We start from the raw sequence: 18,337 nt of genomic DNA on the forward strand, positions 1-18,337 counted from the left end.
CCCGCGGAGCGGGTTCCTCAGCGCTGCGCGCTGAGGAAGAGATCCGGCTCGCTGCGCTCACCGGAAGGCCGGCCCTTCGGGCCGGGGTCCTGCGCTTCGCTTCGTACTGGTTCGGGCTTCGCCCGAACGGCCCGCTGCGCGGGCTGAGGTGACCCCGTTTCACGGGGTCCGGGCTTTCGGCCCGTTGGGGTGGGTCCGCTTCGCTCCCCCACCCTGGGTCCTTCCGGCTTCGCCTCCAGGACCAGCCCGCTGCGCGGGCAGCAGCCGGCCTTCGGCCGGGGACCCTTCGCTCCGCTCGGGATCCCCGGGGCGCGCTTCGCTCCCCCAGGGGTCCTCAACCCGCTTCGCGGGTTGAGGAGTTGAAGCCCTGCGCTGCGCTTCGGTGTACGCCCGTGCTATCGATAGCACGCCCAGCCTCGCGCGTGGTTCTGCTCAAGTACTGCATACGCCCCAGCGCCGTACTGCAACCTACAGGCGTGGTTGAGATCCAGGCCTCGCACGTTGTAGGTCGCCCAGCCAAAGGGTGCGCCAATCCACATTGAGTCCAGGCAGCGCCATCCCCTCGCGTGGTTCTCAACCAAGCGGGCGACACTGCCGTCCCCCGGAGCGACTGTCCTCTGACAATAGGCTCCCAGGTCGATGCCACCGCGGCGAGTGGCCGCCGAGGCAGACGGAGCCATCACGGCCAATCCTGACGTAACTACGACCATGACGGCCCCTGCCCTCAACCAATTCCGTAGACCCATGCCAGCCACTCCCGTCGCCTCAACGTCCCGCCCCTTCGCGGCCCGAGAGCAAGTCTGCCCTCGCTAGACACGGACTGGAGACCCATCGGACCACCCGAACACAAATGCGAACAATGGCCGACCGGCAGGCTGCATCAAAGGATGGGGACTGTGTAGGTTCCCGTGGAAACGGTCACCTCCTACGTCTGTGACTGTCTATCTATATAGATAGACAGTCCGGCTTGCCCGGCAACTTCCGCAGTGGCTCTGACCTGCCGAAACCTGCGTCCGACATGGGCCGGTCGGGGATGATGGGCGCATGGCGCACACCATGGTTCTGAAGGCGTTGTTGCGCAGGCGCTCGTCGCCCAAGTCCTCCTCGTGGCGCCGCTCCATCTCCTGCGGGCGCTCACCGCCACGCGAGGGAGTACCGGGCACCGGGCGCACCGGGTTCTGACCGGGTCGCTGCGGGCGCTGCTGCTCCTCGCGGCCCTTACCCGGCTCCTGGCGCTTGTCCTGCTTACCGCCCATGACATCACGATCGTGACCAGCGACAGCAGCGGCAACTCCGCGGACAGGCCGTTCACCGTCGCCGTACTCTGACCCTCGCCACACCCGGCCGGACCGTGCCGCGCCGGCCTCGGCGTTCTCGTTCGGGGAACGGTCACGTGGACCGTTCCTACAAACGCACGCGCACTCGAACATGACGCGGCCCCGGTACACCGTGGTGTACCGGGGCCGAAGTCGGACCGGTCGTACTGCACCAGAGCGCTCTGGGCACCGGACCTGACCCGCACACCCATGTCGGCACGGACTGCCTACTAGCCTATCCACGCCCGGCCGGGGCCGCGCCCGGGCCGGGGTCAGTTCCATCAGTTCCATCCCGGGCACCGGCCCAGCCAGCCGTCCGCGCGCTTCTCGCGCGCCCAGGCCGCCGCCGCTTCCTCCCGTTCGCGGGCCTCCCGGGCCTCGCGGTCGGCAGAGGACTGCACGCCCCCGCCGAAATGCCGAGATGGACGGCTTCTGCAGGAAGGAGCCCGCGGCGAGGACCCACGCTGGGTCACCCTGCCGCGCTGCCGCGCTCCACCAGCGAGACCAGGCTTGCCACTACGAGTTGGACCCCCACACCCTTCGTACCGCGATCCTCGACGCCGCCGTCACCCTTGGCGCCCGCCTCTGCGGGCCAGTAAGGCTGGACGGCCGGTGCTCGGTCGAGTGGGCGGCGAAGCGGCGGCTGTACGGGTGGCGTCGCCCGTTCGCCCCGCATGAACGGCCACGAAGAGACGGGCAGGCGTGCTGTGCTGCGTAGAAGCCACGACGGCCGTAGCCAGGCGGGCGCGGATTTCCGAGCCGGTCTCATGGACGACACGGAGGATGCATGTCCCGTTTTCAGGGCAGCCGGCGATCCCGAACCACCCTCACGAGTCTTGTGGGCGCAGTGCTGCTGTTGCAGTCGATACTGTGCGGTGCCGAGGCGGTTGTCTTGGTGACACCTCGCGTCGACTGGGATGCCATCGCCCGGTGCGAGTCCGGTGGGAACTGGCGGGCCAACACCGGCAACGGGCACTACGGTGGTTTGCAATTCACCCGGTCGAGCTGGAAGGCCGCGGGCGGCCACAGATACGCGGCCAGAGCAGACCTCGCGACGAAGCGACAGCAGATCACCGTCGCGGAGAGACTGGCCCGCATGCAGGGCATGGACGCTTGGACGTGCGCCCGCCGATAGAGTCGACCCCCGCGACCGGCCATGGCGGGGTCTCTCCAGCTCCCTCACCTGGGGGCATAGCCGGTGGCCGCCGAGGCCGGCGGGCCGTCCCGGTTATACGCAGTGGTAGTCGTGGGCGCTGTTGCCGACTCCGACCAACGTCAGGGGCAGCCGCCGAAATAGCGAAGGGGATCGGGAGAACCGCGGCGGACAGGGCAACACCGCAGATCACAGCACCACTATGGGTGTTCGCCGCCCCCTGCGAACGAGGTCCCCTCCTCCACATCTCACGGCCCTCTACGCACACCGCGACTCGACGTCCGGGTAAGCCGTCACCGCGTACGCCCCGCGCCCTCGGCCGGTACAGGAGATGGGGGCCGTCCTTCCAGGAGGTGTCGGTCCCCAGACGGGCCGGGTGCGCGCCGAGGAGACCGGTGCCGCCCTGATCGCGGATCCGGTCCATGCGGGCCGCGAGCAGGGGCCACTGGCGGGAGTCGACCAGGAGACCGGACTCCGACTCGGGCAGGACATCCTTTACGCGCCGACGATCGCGGCGTGCGCGAGCCGGTTCACGCCGAGCTGCTCCAGCGCCTTCGTACGCTCGCCCAGGTCCACGCTCCGCAGCACGTCCAAGGCCCTCGGTCAACGAGCCCCGAGATCGGTGCACGTCCACACCATCGCCGCGTCCCCACGGGCCCACCGCCTTCCACACCGGCGCAGCAGCGCGGGCAGGGATGGCGCCGGCCCGCGCGTCCGCACGGCCCGCCGCTCCTGAGAGGGTGTCCGCGCTCACGTGTGGGCAGCGCTCTCGAAGTCGCGTTGGACAGCCTCCCTGTCGGATGCCCCGGGATTCAGCGCCGTGGGCCGCCGGTCAGAAGGCGTTGCGGGAGATTTTGATGAGTTTGCATTCGATCTTGTCTGTCGGCTTCGCGGCCTTGGCCACCTCGAATGCCAGGCCTCCGGCGTTCTCGTCCGTGTACTTCTGGCCGGGTGCAAGGTTTTGTCCGGTGGAGAGGATGTCGCTCTTCTTCTCGCCGTTGACTGTGATCTCTCCCTCGGCGATGTAGGTGAAGCGGCGGTCCCCGCTGTTGACGTACTCGATCTTGACGTCGAGTTCCTTGATTCCGAACTCGCCGTCGCTCACCTTGCAGGACGTGACCTTCGCGTCGTTGGCGATGTCGGTCGTGCCTCCCTTGGATTCAGTGTCGGCTTTCGCGGCCCCTCCCGGCGTGACGACCGCTGAATCGTGGTTCTTGTCGAGGTCCTTGCCGACGTCCTCGGCTGCCTTGCCCAACAACGCAGTACAACCGCCAATGAGGATCAGGCCGAGCAGGGTGGGCACGCCGCAGCCGAGCGTCACTTTGAGGCCAGTACTCATGCCCTGCTTCGTTGCGGGGGGTTGCCCGTCCGGCTGACCGGGCTGTGACTGCGTAGACATGGAACGCTCCAAGGGGGTCTGCGTGAGCATCGCTCAGGCAAGAGAGGAAACAGAGGTGCACTCGGGCGCGAGCCCAACCGTCAGCGGCCCCGAGCGGGCTACCGAAAGGGCGCAGAGCCATCGGGCTTTTCAGCAGCCCGGAGTTTCAGGGGCCCACCAGACCAACGTCCTCACATCGAGGCGGTTACCGGCACCATGCGACAGCTGCCTGAAGGATCCGAGAATGGCCGGATCCGACGGCCTGTGGCCGGGCTTGGATGTTCGGCGACGGCCCTGGACGGACGCCACCGCAAGCAGTGACATCTCGCGTGAGGCGACCGGTTCACAGATGCCCCGCCCCGCCAACCTCAAATCCATGAGGAGGGAGACTTGACCACAACCCGAGCAGGAGCCGGAACTGACCTGTTGCGCGTGCTGCTTTCCCTGACCACCCTTGAACGGGCCTTCCCGAGTGACCCCGTGAAACCCTGTCACCGGGCCGGCCATCGCGGCCCCGCCGGTTTCAGTCGCGGGTGTGCCAGGCGGGTTCGAGGCGGTCGAGAAGGATTCGAAACGTCGCCGTGGCCCGGTCCCAGTCACCGTCGGCGAGGGGCGTGTAAAGCAGGCCGAGGAGGGTGTCGACCAAGAGCGTCGCCTCGCACCAGGCCCTGCCGTCGGACATGCCCAGGCCCGTGAACGCGCCCGCCAGTACCCGTCTCCATTCGGTGAGCAGGTCTCGCATGAGCGGGCCGTACCGCTCGCGGTCGAGGACGCTCGCGGTCAGGACTTCAAAGGTCACGGGCAGAATGTCCCGTCGTTCGGGCGGGGTGGTGAACTGGCGCCAGGCCTCGTCCAGCATCGTCCTCATGGCTGCGGGATCCGTGGGCGCGCCCGCGACCTCGAGGGCTCGGCGCAGGACCAGCAGGGGGCGCCCCTCGTCCTGGTCCAGCGCTCGGGCCACCAGCTGCTCCTTGCTACCAAAGTAGTACAGGAGCATGCGGTCGCTGGTCCCCAGCGCCTTGGCCAGCGGGCGCAGGGAGAGATCGGCCAGCCCCTTGTCGGTCACGTAGGCGCGGACCTGTCGCAGCAGGTGGTCGCGTTTCGCCTGGTCAGCCGTGCGTCCCATGCGCCACCTCGATCCCCGATCACTGTCCAATATGAGAAATAGTTACTGTACCGACCGCTACATGTATATTTAAGTGTAGCGGTTGCTACAACTAGCGCTTGGAAGCGCGGAGCACCACCAGCCGAACCGGGAAGGGACTGATCACGCATGGCCGGCCAACAAACCGACCACGCAGAGGCACGACGCACCGAACTCCAGGAGAGCCGCATACCGGGGCGCGGATGCCTTCGCCCGTGTTCGGTTCAGCGCACACCAGGCCGGAGCGATGTCATCCGCCCTCGGTGGGCCGCGCGGCAGATGGCGATGTGGGCGCGCACCCTGAACCCGCACACCGAGAGCCGCGCTGTCCTGCGAAACACCTCCTGGCCTGTCGCCCGCGCGCCGGAATCGGTCGGCCGCGCGCGTCGCGACCTCACCGTCCAGCTGACAATGTGGGCCTTGCACAACTGATCGACACGACTCAGCTCCTGGCCAGCGAGCTCTTCACCAACGCCCTGCGCCACGCCCGCGGCCCCATCCACGTCCGCGTGAGCCTCCACGGCGACCTCCTGCGATGCGAGGTGGACGACGCCGACCCGCACGGCCCGACCCGCCGCAACGCCCCCACCGACGCCGAAAACGGCCGCGGCATCGAACTCGTCGACTCCCTCGCCCACAACTGGGGCACTCAACGCACGACCACCGGCAAAACAATCTGGTTCGAACTACCCCTCCCGGACGAGCCCAACCGGCTGTAAAGCGGGGGGCTCCATGTCGTTCGTCAAGGACGTGTGCCTGGTATGCGGGCGTGGGGGATGGCCATCCGGCGAGGTTGATGGTGGCGCTTCAGGGCTCGTAGAAAGTGCCGTCTCGGAGCATGGCGAAGAGGACGCTGATGCGTTGGTGGGCAAGCCGGTCCGTCCGGAATGAACGCGATCATCCGACGCCCATCGAACTTCTGCTCGTACACCGCCTTCGAGGCGAGGGGAAGCGCGGGTGGGACCTCCTCCGCAGCCTGCACCAGCATCAGCTCCCCCGGCGCCGCAACACCGTCCCTCCACCCTTTCCGACCGTCGTACACCCCGGGCCCGGACCACCCGCGCGCCTGATCCGGGGCGCGGTCCCGTCGGTTCCGCTCATGACAGGACCCGGACGGCGTGACTACGGGGCGCGCCGTCCGGGTCCTGTCCGGGCCGTCGTCGACACGGTTCCCACACGCACCGTCCCACGCCCGGTCCCCCACCGCCTCGCCGACTGTGCCGAACGGATGACGCCGGGACCCGCGAACGCGACGGGGCAGCCGGCGTTCGGAGCCAGCCGGTCGGCCGTCAAGCGGCCGAAGTCCCGCCCGTGGCCTTCGCAGCGCGGGCCGTTCGCCTGCTCGCCGAGCCGCGACCTCGACGTCGGCGCCTTCACACCGGCCGCAATATCCGGCAGTCGAACCCGCATCGGCTCATCCGGCGCCAAGTCCCAGCGAGGCTACGTCGCGGTCCACTCCGCGCCGTAGTGGCGCAAAACGTCCTTGGTCCGCTACGGCGGCAACCGCCGGAACCCAGGCCGCCGTGAGACCGCAGTGCCCGTCAAACCATGGCGAACCCCGGACAGCAGGCGCCTCGGACTCAGTCGGTGTCGATACCGCGCGCGGCGAAGACGTCCGCCGCGTTCGGCACGGCCAGGACGCCGTCCTCCACGAAGGTGACCTCCCGCAGGTTGGGCAGCAGCGCGAGGTCGTCGAGCGAACGCACGTCGAACAGGTCGTCCTCACCGTCCCAGGCGGGGGCGCAGTGCCGGAAGACGTCCGCCCCCGCGTCGAAGCACAGCTGCTCGACGCCGTCGAGCAGCTCGGCCGGGATCTTCAGGGCCTCGAAATAGGCCCGGGACTGCGGCAGCACCTCCGCGTGGAGGCTGTTCTCCAGAACATGGGACGTGGGGTCGCCGATTCCTTGTTCGGCCAGCCGGGCGGGCAGGTCGTAGACGGGTAGGAGCGGCTCGGGGCCGTACATGAGCTCCTCGATGACGAGCAGCTTGAGGTTGAAGTCGCGGAAGTGGCTCATGGGAGATGAGTACCAGAGGTACGACGCGGTCCGAAGCCCGGCCCCGGGTCAATAAGGCGCCCACTATGCCCTCGGCAGGGGCAGCCAGGCTGGGGTCGACAGACCTTATTTACCGGCGCACGCGCACTCCGTCGTCTTCTTGACGATCGGGCGCGGCGAGGATGAGATCGGCGGCGTGGTGCGGGCAGACGGGGGTGTGCCACGTCACCGAAAGGAACTCGCCGTCGGCGCTGAGCGTGCGCGCTCCACCTGTGGCCGCGGTGGCCCGACAGAAGTCGCAGAAGGCGACCTTCAGGGGGAACGGGGCCGCCGAAGGGCGGCATCGTGTCGTCGGTTCCATCGTCCACTCCTGCGGGTACCGGCGCAGTCGGCACCTCTCCCCTACCCAGCAATGCCCCCAACAGCCACAAACGGGCGGGGTAAACCCATCGAAAGCCGGCAACAGTGCGACCGCACCACTCCTCCGGATCAGGAGAAGGCCCCGGAACAGGGGGGCGTCCCGGGGCTCATCGCGGCACCGCAAGGGGCGAGCGGTTGCGCATCTGACGCGACGATATGGATAAACGATTCAGCGGCATCCCGGTTACGGCCACACCGCGCCATCACCACTGCCAGCCGCACGACTTCCCTGTACCTCGGTTCGGCGGCCATGGGGAGCTCGAGGCGCAGCCGCACGATGCGCAGCGAAGGTCTCCACACGCCTCGGTCGATATCGTTGGTCCGCGCCAGCTTCCGCTACCAGCTCGAAGAACCAGCATCAGGTTGAGCGACCGCCCCAGGTGACCGTGGATCGTACGCCCTCCGGGGATGGTCGGCCGGCCTGGGTGAGGTGGTCGCGAGCACAAGCGGCGGTCAGCTTGAAGGACTTGGTGCGGCCGACGGCACGGAGCCAGCGTCATGTTCGAGCGTCCGAAGGCGAGCAGCTACGGCTGCCGGCAACCGGCCGGGCCGACATCCTCCGAGTGGGACACGCCCTGGGGTCAGGGCTCGGCATATGGTGTGCTCAGTCCGTGAGGAAGGCACCTTCGCGGCATGTGTGGCAGACGAAAACGTAGCCCAGTTGGCCGCCGAGCTTCATCGCAGTCAGCGAGGAGATCCCTTCCTCCAGATGCGCCGCGAAATCCATCGTGCCGGCACAGGAGGGGCACGCGGGCAGTCGGTCGTCCTCTAGGTAGGAGGGGCTACCTCCGAGCGACCCGAGCACTTCGCGCTGCTTCCCGAACCGCTCTTCGGGTTCCCGCTTCCACCCCGCGCGGGCAAGGTCGTATGCGTCGGGCGCGACTTCGTCGTGGTCGTCCTGGTCGTCGTACTCATCGGGGTCGAGCGTCACGACCTGGGTACGGATGGCCGAGGTAGCGGGTAGCAGCGCAACTCCCGACGCGGGCACAGCCATCGGCTGCAGCTCTCGCCGGGGAAAAAGGTAGACCCGGTTCGCGCCGGAGGCAGGGGCCCAGAATTCACATGCGCCGGGGTCGTTCTGGCACACGAATATCGACAGGACGCCGTCCTCGACGGGGAGATGCGCGAAGAACTGCAGTGGCCCTCCACAGCCGGAGCCGCACATGGGCCACGTGAATCCCGCAGGCGCCAGCGGCACGCCCCCGGTACGCGGGACGTCGGAGTCGGCCGGTGCGGTGCCGTCGTAGATCATCAGAGTAGTCTGCATGGCGCCAGGCTACGGGGCCGATGACTTGGCCCGCCGTGCCAAGCGGTCTTGGGGCCATGCTGCTGCGCTTGACGGGCAGCGGAAGGAGCGAGCAGCCCGCTCCGCGCCGGACCGAACGTCGCCGTCATCGACGCAGGGCCCAGGTCCGCGCGGAGCCGTGACGATGAGGCGTCGCATCCGGTCGTCATCTGTCGTGCCGACAGGGAGCGGTGTAGCCGGACCGGAACCGCGTCTCCACCGTGATCCTTGTGCTTCGGCGCAAGCGCCGGTCTGCCACGCCAACCGGAGGGGCCGGCGTCCGAGGATCCACCCATGACCTGGAGTAGGACGTGAAAGCAGCGGCGTCTACGCTCACCTCCATGCGATTCCCCATGATTGTTATAGGCATGGCAACAGTGACCCTGCTCAGTGCGGGCTGCAGCTCCGCCGAATCCGGCCAGGGCGGTGCCGCGGACGGTGCGGTGAAGGCTTTGCCGGTGGCCATAACCGGCCCGCAGCCGGACGTGCATATGCGCGGTGGCGACGCTCTCCGGGTCAGACCGCTACCCGAAGTCGGCGCTCCCTTCGTGCAGAAGGTGGAGCACGCTCTGCGCGAGGATGCGCTCAACACTGCCAAGGTCGTAGGTGAGACCAGCGCGAAGTGCCCCGACGGCGTGATGCAGAAGGCCGGCGCGGTCAGCCAGTGTGTCGTCACCTACTCGGGAGCAGAAATCCCCTACGAGGTCAAGATCAGCGACAGCTACAAGGCCGGCAGCAGCATCATCTCGTACACCAAGGAACCCAAGCAGGGCCTGCTGGTCGGCAAACTTGTCTACCAGATGATCAACGAGAACTACGGTTCCGAGTCCGGTCGCTCGGACGCCAGCAAACTCGCCTGCGACGAACTCCCCGCCGCCAAGACAATCGACTTCGGCGCCGACACCGGCTTCAAGTGCCAATACTGGGGCCAACACGCCAACAAGGGCAAGCCCGGCTTCACCACTCTGCAAATCAAGATTGGCGGCAAGGGCTACGCCTACAGTTTCGAGGAAATCAAGTAGTCCCCGATGGAGCCTGAGCCATATGTGAGTCGCGCCTCGGATCGGGTTCGCGGTGTTGGTGGTGTGCGAACTTGCCGGGCACCGATGTCAGTTGGCATTAGCGAGGACGAGATCGGCTGCTGGACTGGGTAGGTCCGACAGCACTGCCGCCGACCGCACGGTGCCAGGGTCTGGCTGGTGCCCGTATCGCGACACCAACCGGCACGGCGGCTGTGATGGGGAGCCCGGCCGCTCCGGCGGAATGCCCGGAGCGGCCGGAAGTGGGCGGCCGTCCGCCGTGCGCGGGTGCCACCACCACCTACTCGTCACCGAGACACTGCGTCCCGACGGCACACGCCCCGAATCCAGTGACCTCGACTACCTGCCCGCCCACCGCATTGAGCCACACCCCCTGCGCTTCTGAGCCGCTCGGTGATCTGGTCGCCTACGACCTCACCGACAATGAATGGCGAGTGCGCCGCGTTCGGCCTTCCTTGCCTCTGCCCTTCCCGCACCGGCGCGCGACGGGAGCGATAGAACCCACGACCCAACAAGGGGACGGCAGGTGAGATGAAGCCCAGCGCATCAACGCCGGTTCGACGGTTTTCCCGCATTTGCCGGCGCCGGGCTACAACTGCGTCCGTTGTTGTCGTCCACGCCGGTCCAAGTCAGGTCTTCGGGGTCGGTGGCCCCTCCCAGTCAGGGGCATCAGGTATCGGTTGGCGCATTGCCCGGCTGCCGATGGTCGATCTCCCCATCACGGCCGGCGGGGATGGAGCTGGTGGCGTGCGGGGGACCGCGGCATGCACGGCACCAGTAGAAGGAGCCCTCGCTCACCTCGCCTACCCAACCCGGGCCGGAACGCCCTCCTGTTGTCGGGGCGCGGGACAGGCGTGGCGCACGGTGGGCGGAACGATGAGGACCGAACCTGAAGAAGCGGAATAGAACATTCGCACCTGCGAAACGATGCGGCGCCCCGCACGTCACACCCCCTCCGGCATCCGGGGCACAGACCCACCACGCCAACCGGGCCGGGGGCCGCCGAACGCACTCAGGAGCCGCGTTGGGCGGGCGTACCGATGAGCCGGTGCCGCAGTCGCGCCAGGTCGGGAAGATCAGCCGCATGCCGTCCACAGCGGTGGCGTAGGCGACGGCAGCCTCGACCCAGCGACGGCAGAGTTGCGCCGTGCACGGTACGAGGCGGCTGTCTCCATCGGTGCCGTCCATACGGATCGACCGCCTTCGACCAGTCGACCTGTGCGGCGAGCCACGCCAGTCGTTGCGCTGTCGCGTCCTGTGCGGACATACCGTCGCTCGCCGCCTTTCGTCAGCCTTGCGCGGTGAGGCCCAGGAGAGGCAAGGTCAAGAGACGATTGCCCCTGCGCCCGTCCCATGCTTCGTATACCAGCGCCTGCGGACCGGCGATGCGCAGACCGTCGCACAGGCCGGTCACCGTCATCCCCGCCAGTTCGCGGTAGGCGACCGAAGACGACGGCCAAGGCAGCTCGGTCCACCAGTTGTGGCCGTAGACAGTGTCCTCAGGCGGCCGCCAGCCCGCCTCGGCGATCAGCCGGCAGCCCACTTCCCCGGCGCGCAGCGCAAGCTCGAGGTGGTGATCGCCGACCAGTTCGGCCTCCACCCTTTCTTCAGTCTGCAGGAACTGCACGTACCGGCCGGTCTGCCCGACCTCTCTGATGATCAGCACCGAGCCAGCGGCCAGCGAGGCCAGCTGCTCGGCAAGTCGCTCGCTGAACCCGTCCCATTCCGTCACAGCAGCCCCTCTTCGTCTTCGTCCATCTGCCGAAGCTCCCCGTCGAGGGCCAGCCGATTGTTGGTCACCAGCTCCAGGTACACCGCGCTTCCTGAGTGCCGGAGGAGCAGGGTGGTGTCGGCGCCGGCCCAGTGGATCTCAGCATCGGTACCTGGCCTGAATTCCGTCGGTTCGCCCAGCGACGTGCGCAGCGCGGCGGCCATCCTCACGAACGCATCCAGACTCAGGGTCCATTGCCCTGCGTAGTCGGTCAGGCGCAGCCGGACCCGCTCAACCATCTGCTTGTCCTGCTGTGCTCTCCCCCGGCCGAAGGCGACACGGTCGACCCTGTCGAACCCTGTGTCGAGCAGGTCCCAACGCGGCCAGATCATCAGCGCCCGGCGAGGGAACTGCTTGGACCGCCTCGCGCTTTGCGTAGCGCCCAACTCCCACGTGCAATCCAAAGACCGCAACCGGGTCGCAAATTCGACAAGCTCGGTATCACTCAACGCACGCCATTGCGTCATACGCCTCAGGGGGCGGCTCGCCGGCCCGCCCCCCTGCCTCCTCACCCTCCACGCGATCACCCGCACCCAGCTGGGACCTTGCCGATCATGACACACCGCCGCTCCGACCGGATCGGCACGAGATGAGCCGCCCACACGGCACGAGTCACGCCATCCCTTGAAGGGCCGGTCGCGCCACGACGGGACCGACGAGGCCAGATCGGCACAAGGGACGTGCTGGCTCTCGCCCGGATGATGCCCTCTCTCGACGGGACGAGCCCTCGCAGAACGTAGGAACGGCCTACTCCGTGATCCCGCGAGTTCGCTACCCGCAGGAGCGGCGCCGCAGACTGGGGATCCTGTCCGTCGGGACCGAACATAACAACTCCGTTGACGGGCGCGGAGAGGTGGCCGGAGGCATCCGCTTCAGCCGAATCCCCATAACCGGCCACTCGCTCATGTTGTTGGACGGGGATCCCATGCCGCAATCCCAAGGCGTTGGCCCAGCGGTCGCGGATCGTGCTGCCGAGCGCGGAAGGCCATGCGGTGATGAAGGTGTCGCGGCGACTCCGCGCTGGTTCTATGCACGGGTCAGTTCCCGGTTCGCCGACCTGGTCTCGCTGGTGGAGCGCGGCAGCGCGGCGAGATGACCCGGCGTGGGTCCTCGCCGCAGGCTCCTTCCTGCAGAAGCCGTCCATGCGGCGAACTGCTGATCCCCACGATCGTGCTGCTGTTCGGGCAGGACATCAAGACCGCCGGCGGTCTCTCCCTGCTGGTGTCACTCAACGACACCGTCGAAGCCCGCACCCTGCACACCGTGCTGCCCCACGGTCCCTACGTGACGTCCACGAAGGGCGTACTGGGACACTCCCTCGGCGCGACCGGCGCCGTCGAATCCGCCCTGACCGTCCTGAGCATCCAGCACGCGCTGATCCCGCCCACCGCCAACCTCGAAGACACCGACCCGGACGTTACCCGTGGGCACCCTGCCCCTCTGCTCGGGAGGGCGCCGGGGTGCCAAGCGACGACACGGGCCCGCCGGCCCGTTCCATCCCGGGCCGGCACCGTGTGGCGGCCCCGCCACCTCGCCCGGTGACGAGGCCGCCGTCCTCTTCGAGGCCTTCGGAAGCGGATCCGGCACCCCGAGCCCGGATCCTCACCGATAAAGACACGGCCGGCTCCCATCCCCTCCGGACAGGAACACAGGGCGGGAGTGGCATGGCAGCAATCTTGATTTTCGGTCACTTCCGTCCCTCCGTGACTGAACGGTGACGGCCCGCCGGCCCGACAGTGTCGGGCGCGGCAGGAACAGTCGCTCCGCCCTTCTTGTCGGGCGAAGCGGGATTGTCACTCGTCGGCGACGGGGGTGTCGGCCGGCGCGGGCATGTTGTCGTACAGCCGCCGGCGCAGGTGGAGGAGAGCGTCGGTGTCGGCCGCCGCCGCGAGTTTCGCGAGCAGGTTCCGGATCCGCGGATCGTCGCCGTCGTGCACGGCCTGAACGAGCCCCTCGATGAGCAGACGGACATCGGGGTCGAGGTCGGCGGGGCCGGCCGTGGCCCAACCATGACCGGCCGGCCCCGCCGCACCGTACACCCCGCCCCTCGTCGCGTCGCCCGGCCCGGTGCTCACAGGTCCTCCAACGCGGTCGGGCCGGTGGGCGACACGGGGCCTTGTCCGCGGCAATCACGACGGTCGTCGTACGCGGCGATCCACGAAGTGGCTCTGTACACGTCGAAGAGCAGCGTTTTGAAAGCAGTTCGGGCGTCACCCTGGCTGTCGACGTGTACAGAGCCACACCTGCCCTGTTAGCGGCACGAACACGTTCGTGGGCGCTGGGCATCGCCGGGACAGGTGTCCTTTGCCAGCGTACGCAGTCGTCGGTGATGCGCTGACCTGACCGGGCTATGTTCGTTGACAGACGACTTGCGTCAGGTGGACCGCCAACCGCAGCTCGGGGAGAGAGAAGGTTCGACAGTGTCCGCAGAGCACCCTGAGACAGGGTTTCGGTTCGGCTGGCGTAGCAGCCACGACGCCGGCATGCCCGTTGACGACATGTGGTTGGCGATCAGCAAGGATCCGGACGACACCTGGTGCCTCGACTCCTACTTCATCGGACGCACAACACTGACGGGCGGCGCACCGCACGCCGCCGCGTTCGCCCACTGGCTGCTGGCCTGCCCACCCGAAGGCCCGTACGAGAAGGAGTTCATACTGATCGACAGCGAACCGCAGAGCGGATCGCGCCGGCTCACGGACGGTACTCGGCTCACCATCGAAATCCTGTTGGGCCGTGAAGAAGCGGGTGGACCCGAGTACCTCCAAGTGCTCTTGTTCGGCGAGATTCGCGACTACGCCTTTCCGGTGTGCGCACCGCTGGAATGCCAGCGGGTTCTTCGCCCCGAGCTGGAAGCCGCCGCGGCCCGACTCCTCGTCTCACGCGCCTAGGTTCGCCGGCCAAGAAGCGGGTCAAGGTCACGCCGACAGGGACGGCTGGGAGGGCCGGCGCAATCCGTCGAAGACATCCAGGTCTCGGCTGAGAGCCGCCTGGGCAAGCCTGCCCGCAGAAGGCTTGGAGGGCTTGCCCAACCCGACATTCGGCAGGCGGGCAAATTCCTGGCCCTCCCCATGACGGCCCCTGAACACGAACGTGCCGGGTCAACGCGCGGCGATGAGGCCGAGGCAGGAGACGATCAGGGCAACGGCCATCCCGGCCGCCGTAATCGGCGCTGCTCACGCGAGGGCGGCCTGATCAGACAGACAGACAGACAGTGGCAGACTGGCGGCACATCGGAACTCCGGCGGTCGGGCGACTTGGAGGTCCCCTTGATCATCGGGGGTTCGTTGCGTGCGTGCGGAACTGCCGCACTGAAGGTTCGTCACAACCCTGCGCCCTGGTGAATATCCAAGCAGGGAGGACCACGAATCGCCCCTGGGTCAGGGAGTGGCGATGAGTTCGCCGAGCCGCATGGCGAGCCACGGCCTGCGGCCGGAGGCTCGCATCTGGCCGCGCGCGATCGCCTTCCAGGTCGGCGTGCGCCGGAAGGAGACCAGCAGGAACGCGGGTGGCGTCGCCGTGATCCTGCAGTCGTAGGCGCGTGGCGGAGCATCGCGGGCCACCGTAACCGTTCCGTCGTCGACGACGACCGCCAGCCGTGGGCCGCCCTTGATGACGAGGTCGAAGGCGATGCTGACACCCCGTGCCTTCTCGGAGTCCAGGGCCAGTGGCATCGTCGTGGGTAGTGTCTGACCGAGTGCCAGGCGCGCCTCGTTCGGGCTGATCGGCCATGAGAGTCCGGCGCCGCGGGCGATGTCCAGACCGTGCACGAGGCTCTCGCTGAGCATGAGGCCTGTCACCGTCGCCAGCGTGATGTCCTGCCCGAACCAGGGCACGGCGACGGGGGTGTCCGGGGCGAGGTGTTCGGTGACACGCAGGAACACCTCGCCCCACTCGGCCACCAAGTCGCCAAGACGGTCCCTGCCGTTGCCGCCGAAGAGGCCTATCGATGCGGCGTTCATGGCCGCGATGCGCTCGCCGAACGACCCTTCCCCCGCCGGCAGGATGCTGTCCCAGTCGATGGACCCTTCGGCGCTGCCGGCGGAGGAGTACCCGACGTAGACGGCAGAGAGGTGCGAGCCGACGTCGCCCACCGTCCACCCGGGGACACCGGAGGCCGCGTCCAGGTCGGGGACGTCGCGCAGCAGCCGGACGAGCCGCGGGACTACGGCACCCAGCGCGGCGCGGGTCTTCTCATGCTCTGCGAAGGGATCGAATCCCGTGACGGTTCCCATACCACTCCCCCATGCTGCGGACCGGTCCGTAGGTTACCGCCGGGTACGACGGTTGCGACACTACTGTGCACACGCCGGTGTATCACCCGTGAGTGCTGTGCCCCTGGTTCGGGTTTCCGGCGCTTGATCGTGACCCGCCCTGGGCGACCGGACCGCCGAGCAGAGCACACGCGTACCTGCCCATGACCACTCTCCGGCAGCGCTCCGCCGCCGCGCTTGGCCTCGCGACGATCAACCTCATGACGCGCTGGCTCACCCCGAACACGGCGAGACACCCGGACCGGCCGGTCAGTCGAACAGGCGGACAGGCGGAGTTGGAACAGCTCGACGGAACTGCCTCGGTCCGGGCCCCTGTTCTGTGATCCTCGTCTCGGGCTGCCCACGGTGCGGGCAGCCGAACACCGGTGTGCGGTACAAACGTTCCGCGAGCCGGCCATGGCTCGAGGGGGGCGCCTGAGAGGTGCCGCGTTCCATGTTGGCCTGAAGCACACACCAGGGGATAGCAGCATGCCTCGTCCGCAACCGGCACCCATGCTGCCGACAGGAACTGCGCGTCGCCGCGCTCGCTGGGAGCGCTACCGTGTCACAGGGCCGTTCTCCCCATCCGACCTCGCGAAGTTCTGGGGTCTCATCGGCGGCCTGGTGGGTGTCGCGCTGGTCCTCGGCTGGGCCCTGGACGTGAGGGGCGGCACGGTCATCGTGCTGCTGGTGCCCTACGTGTTCATGTGGTTCGACGCGCGGCGCGTTCTCTTCCAGTTCGACTCCTCCGGCGTGCGCATCGGCAACGTCCGGTTGCCGTGGACCGATGTCACCGCCCTCGTCGTCGCCGAGTCGGCCGCGCTCGGGCCGCAGGTGCTGATCGGTACGCTGCTGCGCGACGGTGTGGCCGTACCAGCCGGAGCCGACGTGCCGCCACCCGATGTGGCGATGCCCGCACAGCTCCATGTGGCGCTCGAGCGCCGGAAGTTCGACCTCGGAGAGCTGACTGCCAAGACGCGGCGGTACGCGCCCGCACACGTGCGGATCTTCGAGGTGGGAACCTCGGCGGGCCACTCGTCCGTGGGCGGGGATCCGTACATGGATTCCGTTCGTCCGTACGCGTCCGTGCGGCAGCCGGGCCCGGCCGTCGGCGCCCTCCCGCCTGTCCTGCCGGCCGCCCACGGGCCTCGCTGGAGCCTGGTCACGGGAGCGATGCTGACATGTGCCGCGGTGTTGGCGGTGCTCGCCGCCGCGATGCCCTTGCCGGCCATGCTCTTCGAGCACGAGGACGGAACCTCGAAGGGTGGTGTCTTCCTGCTGACGGAGGACGTCCTGGGGTTGGACCTCTTCCCTGCCGTGGGCCCTTGGCGTGGGCTGCTGACCTGGCCTTCGTTGCTCTCATTCCTCGGCATGCTCACCATCGCGTGCCGCGCCATCCAGCCGCACGCACGCTTTCGTTTCCTCCGGGTCGTGGGCCTTCTGTGCGCCGTCACCTTTCCGCTGGTGCTGGTCGGAAACGACGTGATCTCGGCGGGCCGCGTCAGCAGCTTCGAATCCGGTTGGTGGGTGCTGCACCTTGCCGCGCTACTGGGGCTGGGCGCGTTCGTCGCCATGGACCTGACGCTCGCCCGGGGCCGTGTCGGCAAGTCCTGACCGCCGGCCGCCCGCAATCCTTTCGATCACCGACACAGGGGGAATCTTGAACACCCGTACCGCATTCGCCGTCCTCACCGCCACTGCCGCCGTGCTCGTCCTCACCGGATGTTCCGACACCAAGGAGCTCTCCTACGGCACCAAGGCGAAGAAGGACAACCTGGAGGTCAGCGTGGAGCGCGTGGTCGCCGGGACCTCCGACGACCTGTCCGTGCTCAAAGATGCGGCCCAGTATCAGGGCCGTACGCCGTACTACGTGCACTACCGCGTGACCAAGACCGACGCCGGCGACGTGAACGGACCCTCCTTCGACGTCACTGCGGACGGCGACCTGCTGACCCGGTTGAACATCATGAGCGCCTTCCCGCAACCCCTCGTGGGCCCGGACGGGAAGCTCAGCTACAAGGACGCCCCGAAGTTCGACAAGTGCCTCGACGAGCACGATTCCAGCAAGTTCAAGCAGGCCCCGGCCGGCGAGAGCTACGACGCCTGCTCCGTCTACCTCGCCGCATCGAGCTCCAGTACAGCGCCCGAGAAGGTCGAGTGGGTCAAGGGTGGCCTGCTGCGGCGCAGCGACGACAAGGCGTTTGCCGTCTGGAAATGAGCCCGCCCCATCGGCGTTCCGGGACTCCGGCCGGTCCGGCAGGTGGAGTCAAAGAGGATTCCTCGTCCGCCGGTGTGCCGTCGGGCTTCCTCGGTTTGCTGTCATACTCCGCAGGAGGCTGGGGCCGGCTCGGGGGTTGTTCCGGCGCCGCCTGCGGCCGCCGCGCCGGGGCGGAAACCATCGGGGCCGGCGGTGGTGTGGCGGCGGACGGCGGGACGGGGGCCGACGAGGGAGCCCGACCCCGCACGCCCGCCCGCGGCGGGGCGCATGTGGCCGAGCCTCCGCGACTGCCGGCAGAAGGGAGACGGCCTCCACCCTGCCGTCCAGGCCGTCGTCTTGCCCAACCTCGTTATGACACGGTGAAC

General features: G+C 68.1%; 15 protein-coding genes and 2 pseudogenes. 9 read left to right on the forward strand and 8 right to left on the reverse strand.

What is annotated here, in order from left to right:
• Positions 1–1,106 precede the first annotated feature (1,106 nt).
• Both NOD94_RS26530 and NOD94_RS26535 read left to right on the forward strand, forming a co-directional pair.
• Positions 1,107–1,328 carry a hypothetical protein gene (locus NOD94_RS26530; protein ID WP_281208632.1) on the forward strand — a complete coding sequence of 74 codons (222 nt, stop codon included), beginning with the start codon at positions 1,107–1,109 and terminating at the stop codon, positions 1,326–1,328.
• A gap of 775 nt (positions 1,329–2,103) precedes the next feature.
• On the forward strand, positions 2,104–2,451 hold the full coding sequence (locus tag NOD94_RS26535; protein ID WP_281208633.1) for a transglycosylase family protein: 348 nt from the start codon (positions 2,104–2,106) through the stop codon (positions 2,449–2,451).
• An 850-nt stretch (positions 2,452–3,301) separates the two neighbouring features.
• Here NOD94_RS26535 and NOD94_RS26540 read toward each other — a convergent pair.
• On the reverse strand, positions 3,302–3,808 hold the full coding sequence (locus tag NOD94_RS26540; protein ID WP_281208634.1) for a hypothetical protein: 507 nt from the start codon (positions 3,806–3,808) through the stop codon (positions 3,302–3,304).
• A 562-nt stretch (positions 3,809–4,370) separates the two neighbouring features.
• A complete protein-coding gene (locus NOD94_RS26545) occupies positions 4,371–4,973 on the reverse strand; it encodes a TetR/AcrR family transcriptional regulator (protein ID WP_281208635.1) in 603 nt (200 codons plus the stop codon).
• A gap of 431 nt (positions 4,974–5,404) precedes the next feature.
• Between NOD94_RS26545 and NOD94_RS26550 the strand changes: the two genes are divergently transcribed.
• On the forward strand, positions 5,405–5,710 hold the full coding sequence (locus NOD94_RS26550) for an ATP-binding protein (protein WP_281208636.1): 306 nt from the start codon (positions 5,405–5,407) through the stop codon (positions 5,708–5,710).
• Between the two features lie 861 nt (positions 5,711–6,571).
• Here NOD94_RS26550 and NOD94_RS26555 read toward each other — a convergent pair.
• A complete protein-coding gene (locus tag NOD94_RS26555) occupies positions 6,572–7,006 on the reverse strand; it encodes a hypothetical protein (RefSeq protein WP_281208637.1) in 435 nt (144 codons plus the stop codon).
• Between the two features lie 1,003 nt (positions 7,007–8,009).
• Entirely contained in the window at positions 8,010–8,672 is a 663-nt protein-coding gene (locus NOD94_RS26560; protein WP_281208638.1) for a hypothetical protein, read from the reverse strand.
• Between the two features lie 386 nt (positions 8,673–9,058).
• On the opposite strand from NOD94_RS26560, the gene NOD94_RS26565 reads away from it, so the two are divergent.
• Positions 9,059–9,712, forward strand: a complete 654-nt coding sequence (locus NOD94_RS26565; RefSeq protein ID WP_281208639.1) for a hypothetical protein — start codon at positions 9,059–9,061, stop codon at positions 9,710–9,712.
• 1,306 nt (positions 9,713–11,018) lie between these two features.
• Here the strand turns inward: NOD94_RS26565 and NOD94_RS26570 are convergent.
• Together NOD94_RS26570 and NOD94_RS26575 are read right to left on the reverse strand one after the other, a co-directional pair.
• Positions 11,019–11,462 (reverse strand): hypothetical protein, encoded by a 444-nt coding sequence (locus NOD94_RS26570; protein WP_281208640.1) that lies wholly within the window; start codon positions 11,460–11,462, stop codon positions 11,019–11,021.
• The gene (locus NOD94_RS26575) at positions 11,459–11,968 is read right to left on the reverse strand and encodes a DUF6301 family protein (RefSeq protein WP_281208641.1); all 510 of its coding nucleotides are present in this window, start codon (positions 11,966–11,968) and stop codon (positions 11,459–11,461) included. Before NOD94_RS26575 ends, NOD94_RS26570 begins: the two co-directional genes overlap by 4 nt.
• A 763-nt stretch (positions 11,969–12,731) precedes the next feature.
• Here NOD94_RS26575 and NOD94_RS26580 point away from each other — a divergent pair.
• Positions 12,732–12,914, forward strand: a pseudogene (locus NOD94_RS26580) (3-oxoacyl-ACP synthase); the annotation flags it as partial.
• Between the two features lie 380 nt (positions 12,915–13,294).
• Here the strand turns inward: NOD94_RS26580 and NOD94_RS26585 are convergent.
• Positions 13,295–13,576 carry a hypothetical protein gene (locus NOD94_RS26585; protein WP_281208642.1) on the reverse strand — a complete coding sequence of 94 codons (282 nt, stop codon included), beginning with the start codon at positions 13,574–13,576 and terminating at the stop codon, positions 13,295–13,297.
• A 408-nt stretch (positions 13,577–13,984) separates the two neighbouring features.
• Between NOD94_RS26585 and NOD94_RS26590 the strand changes: the two genes are divergently transcribed.
• On the forward strand, positions 13,985–14,392 hold the full coding sequence (locus NOD94_RS26590; protein WP_281208643.1) for a hypothetical protein: 408 nt from the start codon (positions 13,985–13,987) through the stop codon (positions 14,390–14,392).
• 489 nt (positions 14,393–14,881) lie between these two features.
• On the opposite strand, the gene NOD94_RS26595 is transcribed toward NOD94_RS26590, so the two are convergent.
• Positions 14,882–15,736, reverse strand: a complete 855-nt coding sequence (locus tag NOD94_RS26595) for a maleylpyruvate isomerase N-terminal domain-containing protein (protein WP_281208644.1) — start codon at positions 15,734–15,736, stop codon at positions 14,882–14,884.
• A gap of 642 nt (positions 15,737–16,378) precedes the next feature.
• Between NOD94_RS26595 and NOD94_RS26600 the strand changes: the two genes are divergently transcribed.
• The 3 genes and pseudogenes from NOD94_RS26600 to NOD94_RS41480 form a co-directional block, all read left to right on the forward strand.
• On the forward strand, positions 16,379–17,368 hold the full coding sequence (locus NOD94_RS26600) for a hypothetical protein (protein ID WP_281208645.1): 990 nt from the start codon (positions 16,379–16,381) through the stop codon (positions 17,366–17,368).
• A 46-nt stretch (positions 17,369–17,414) separates the two neighbouring features.
• A complete protein-coding gene (locus NOD94_RS26605) occupies positions 17,415–17,972 on the forward strand; it encodes a hypothetical protein (protein WP_281208646.1) in 558 nt (185 codons plus the stop codon).
• 279 nt (positions 17,973–18,251) lie between these two features.
• A pseudogene (locus NOD94_RS41480) lies at positions 18,252–18,335 on the forward strand (IS5/IS1182 family transposase); the annotation flags it as partial.
• Positions 18,336–18,337: the final 2 nt, after the last annotated feature.

It is taken from the genome of Streptomyces sp. Isolate_45 (assembly GCF_024721315.2).
Classification (GTDB): domain Bacteria; phylum Actinomycetota; class Actinomycetes; order Streptomycetales; family Streptomycetaceae; genus Streptomyces.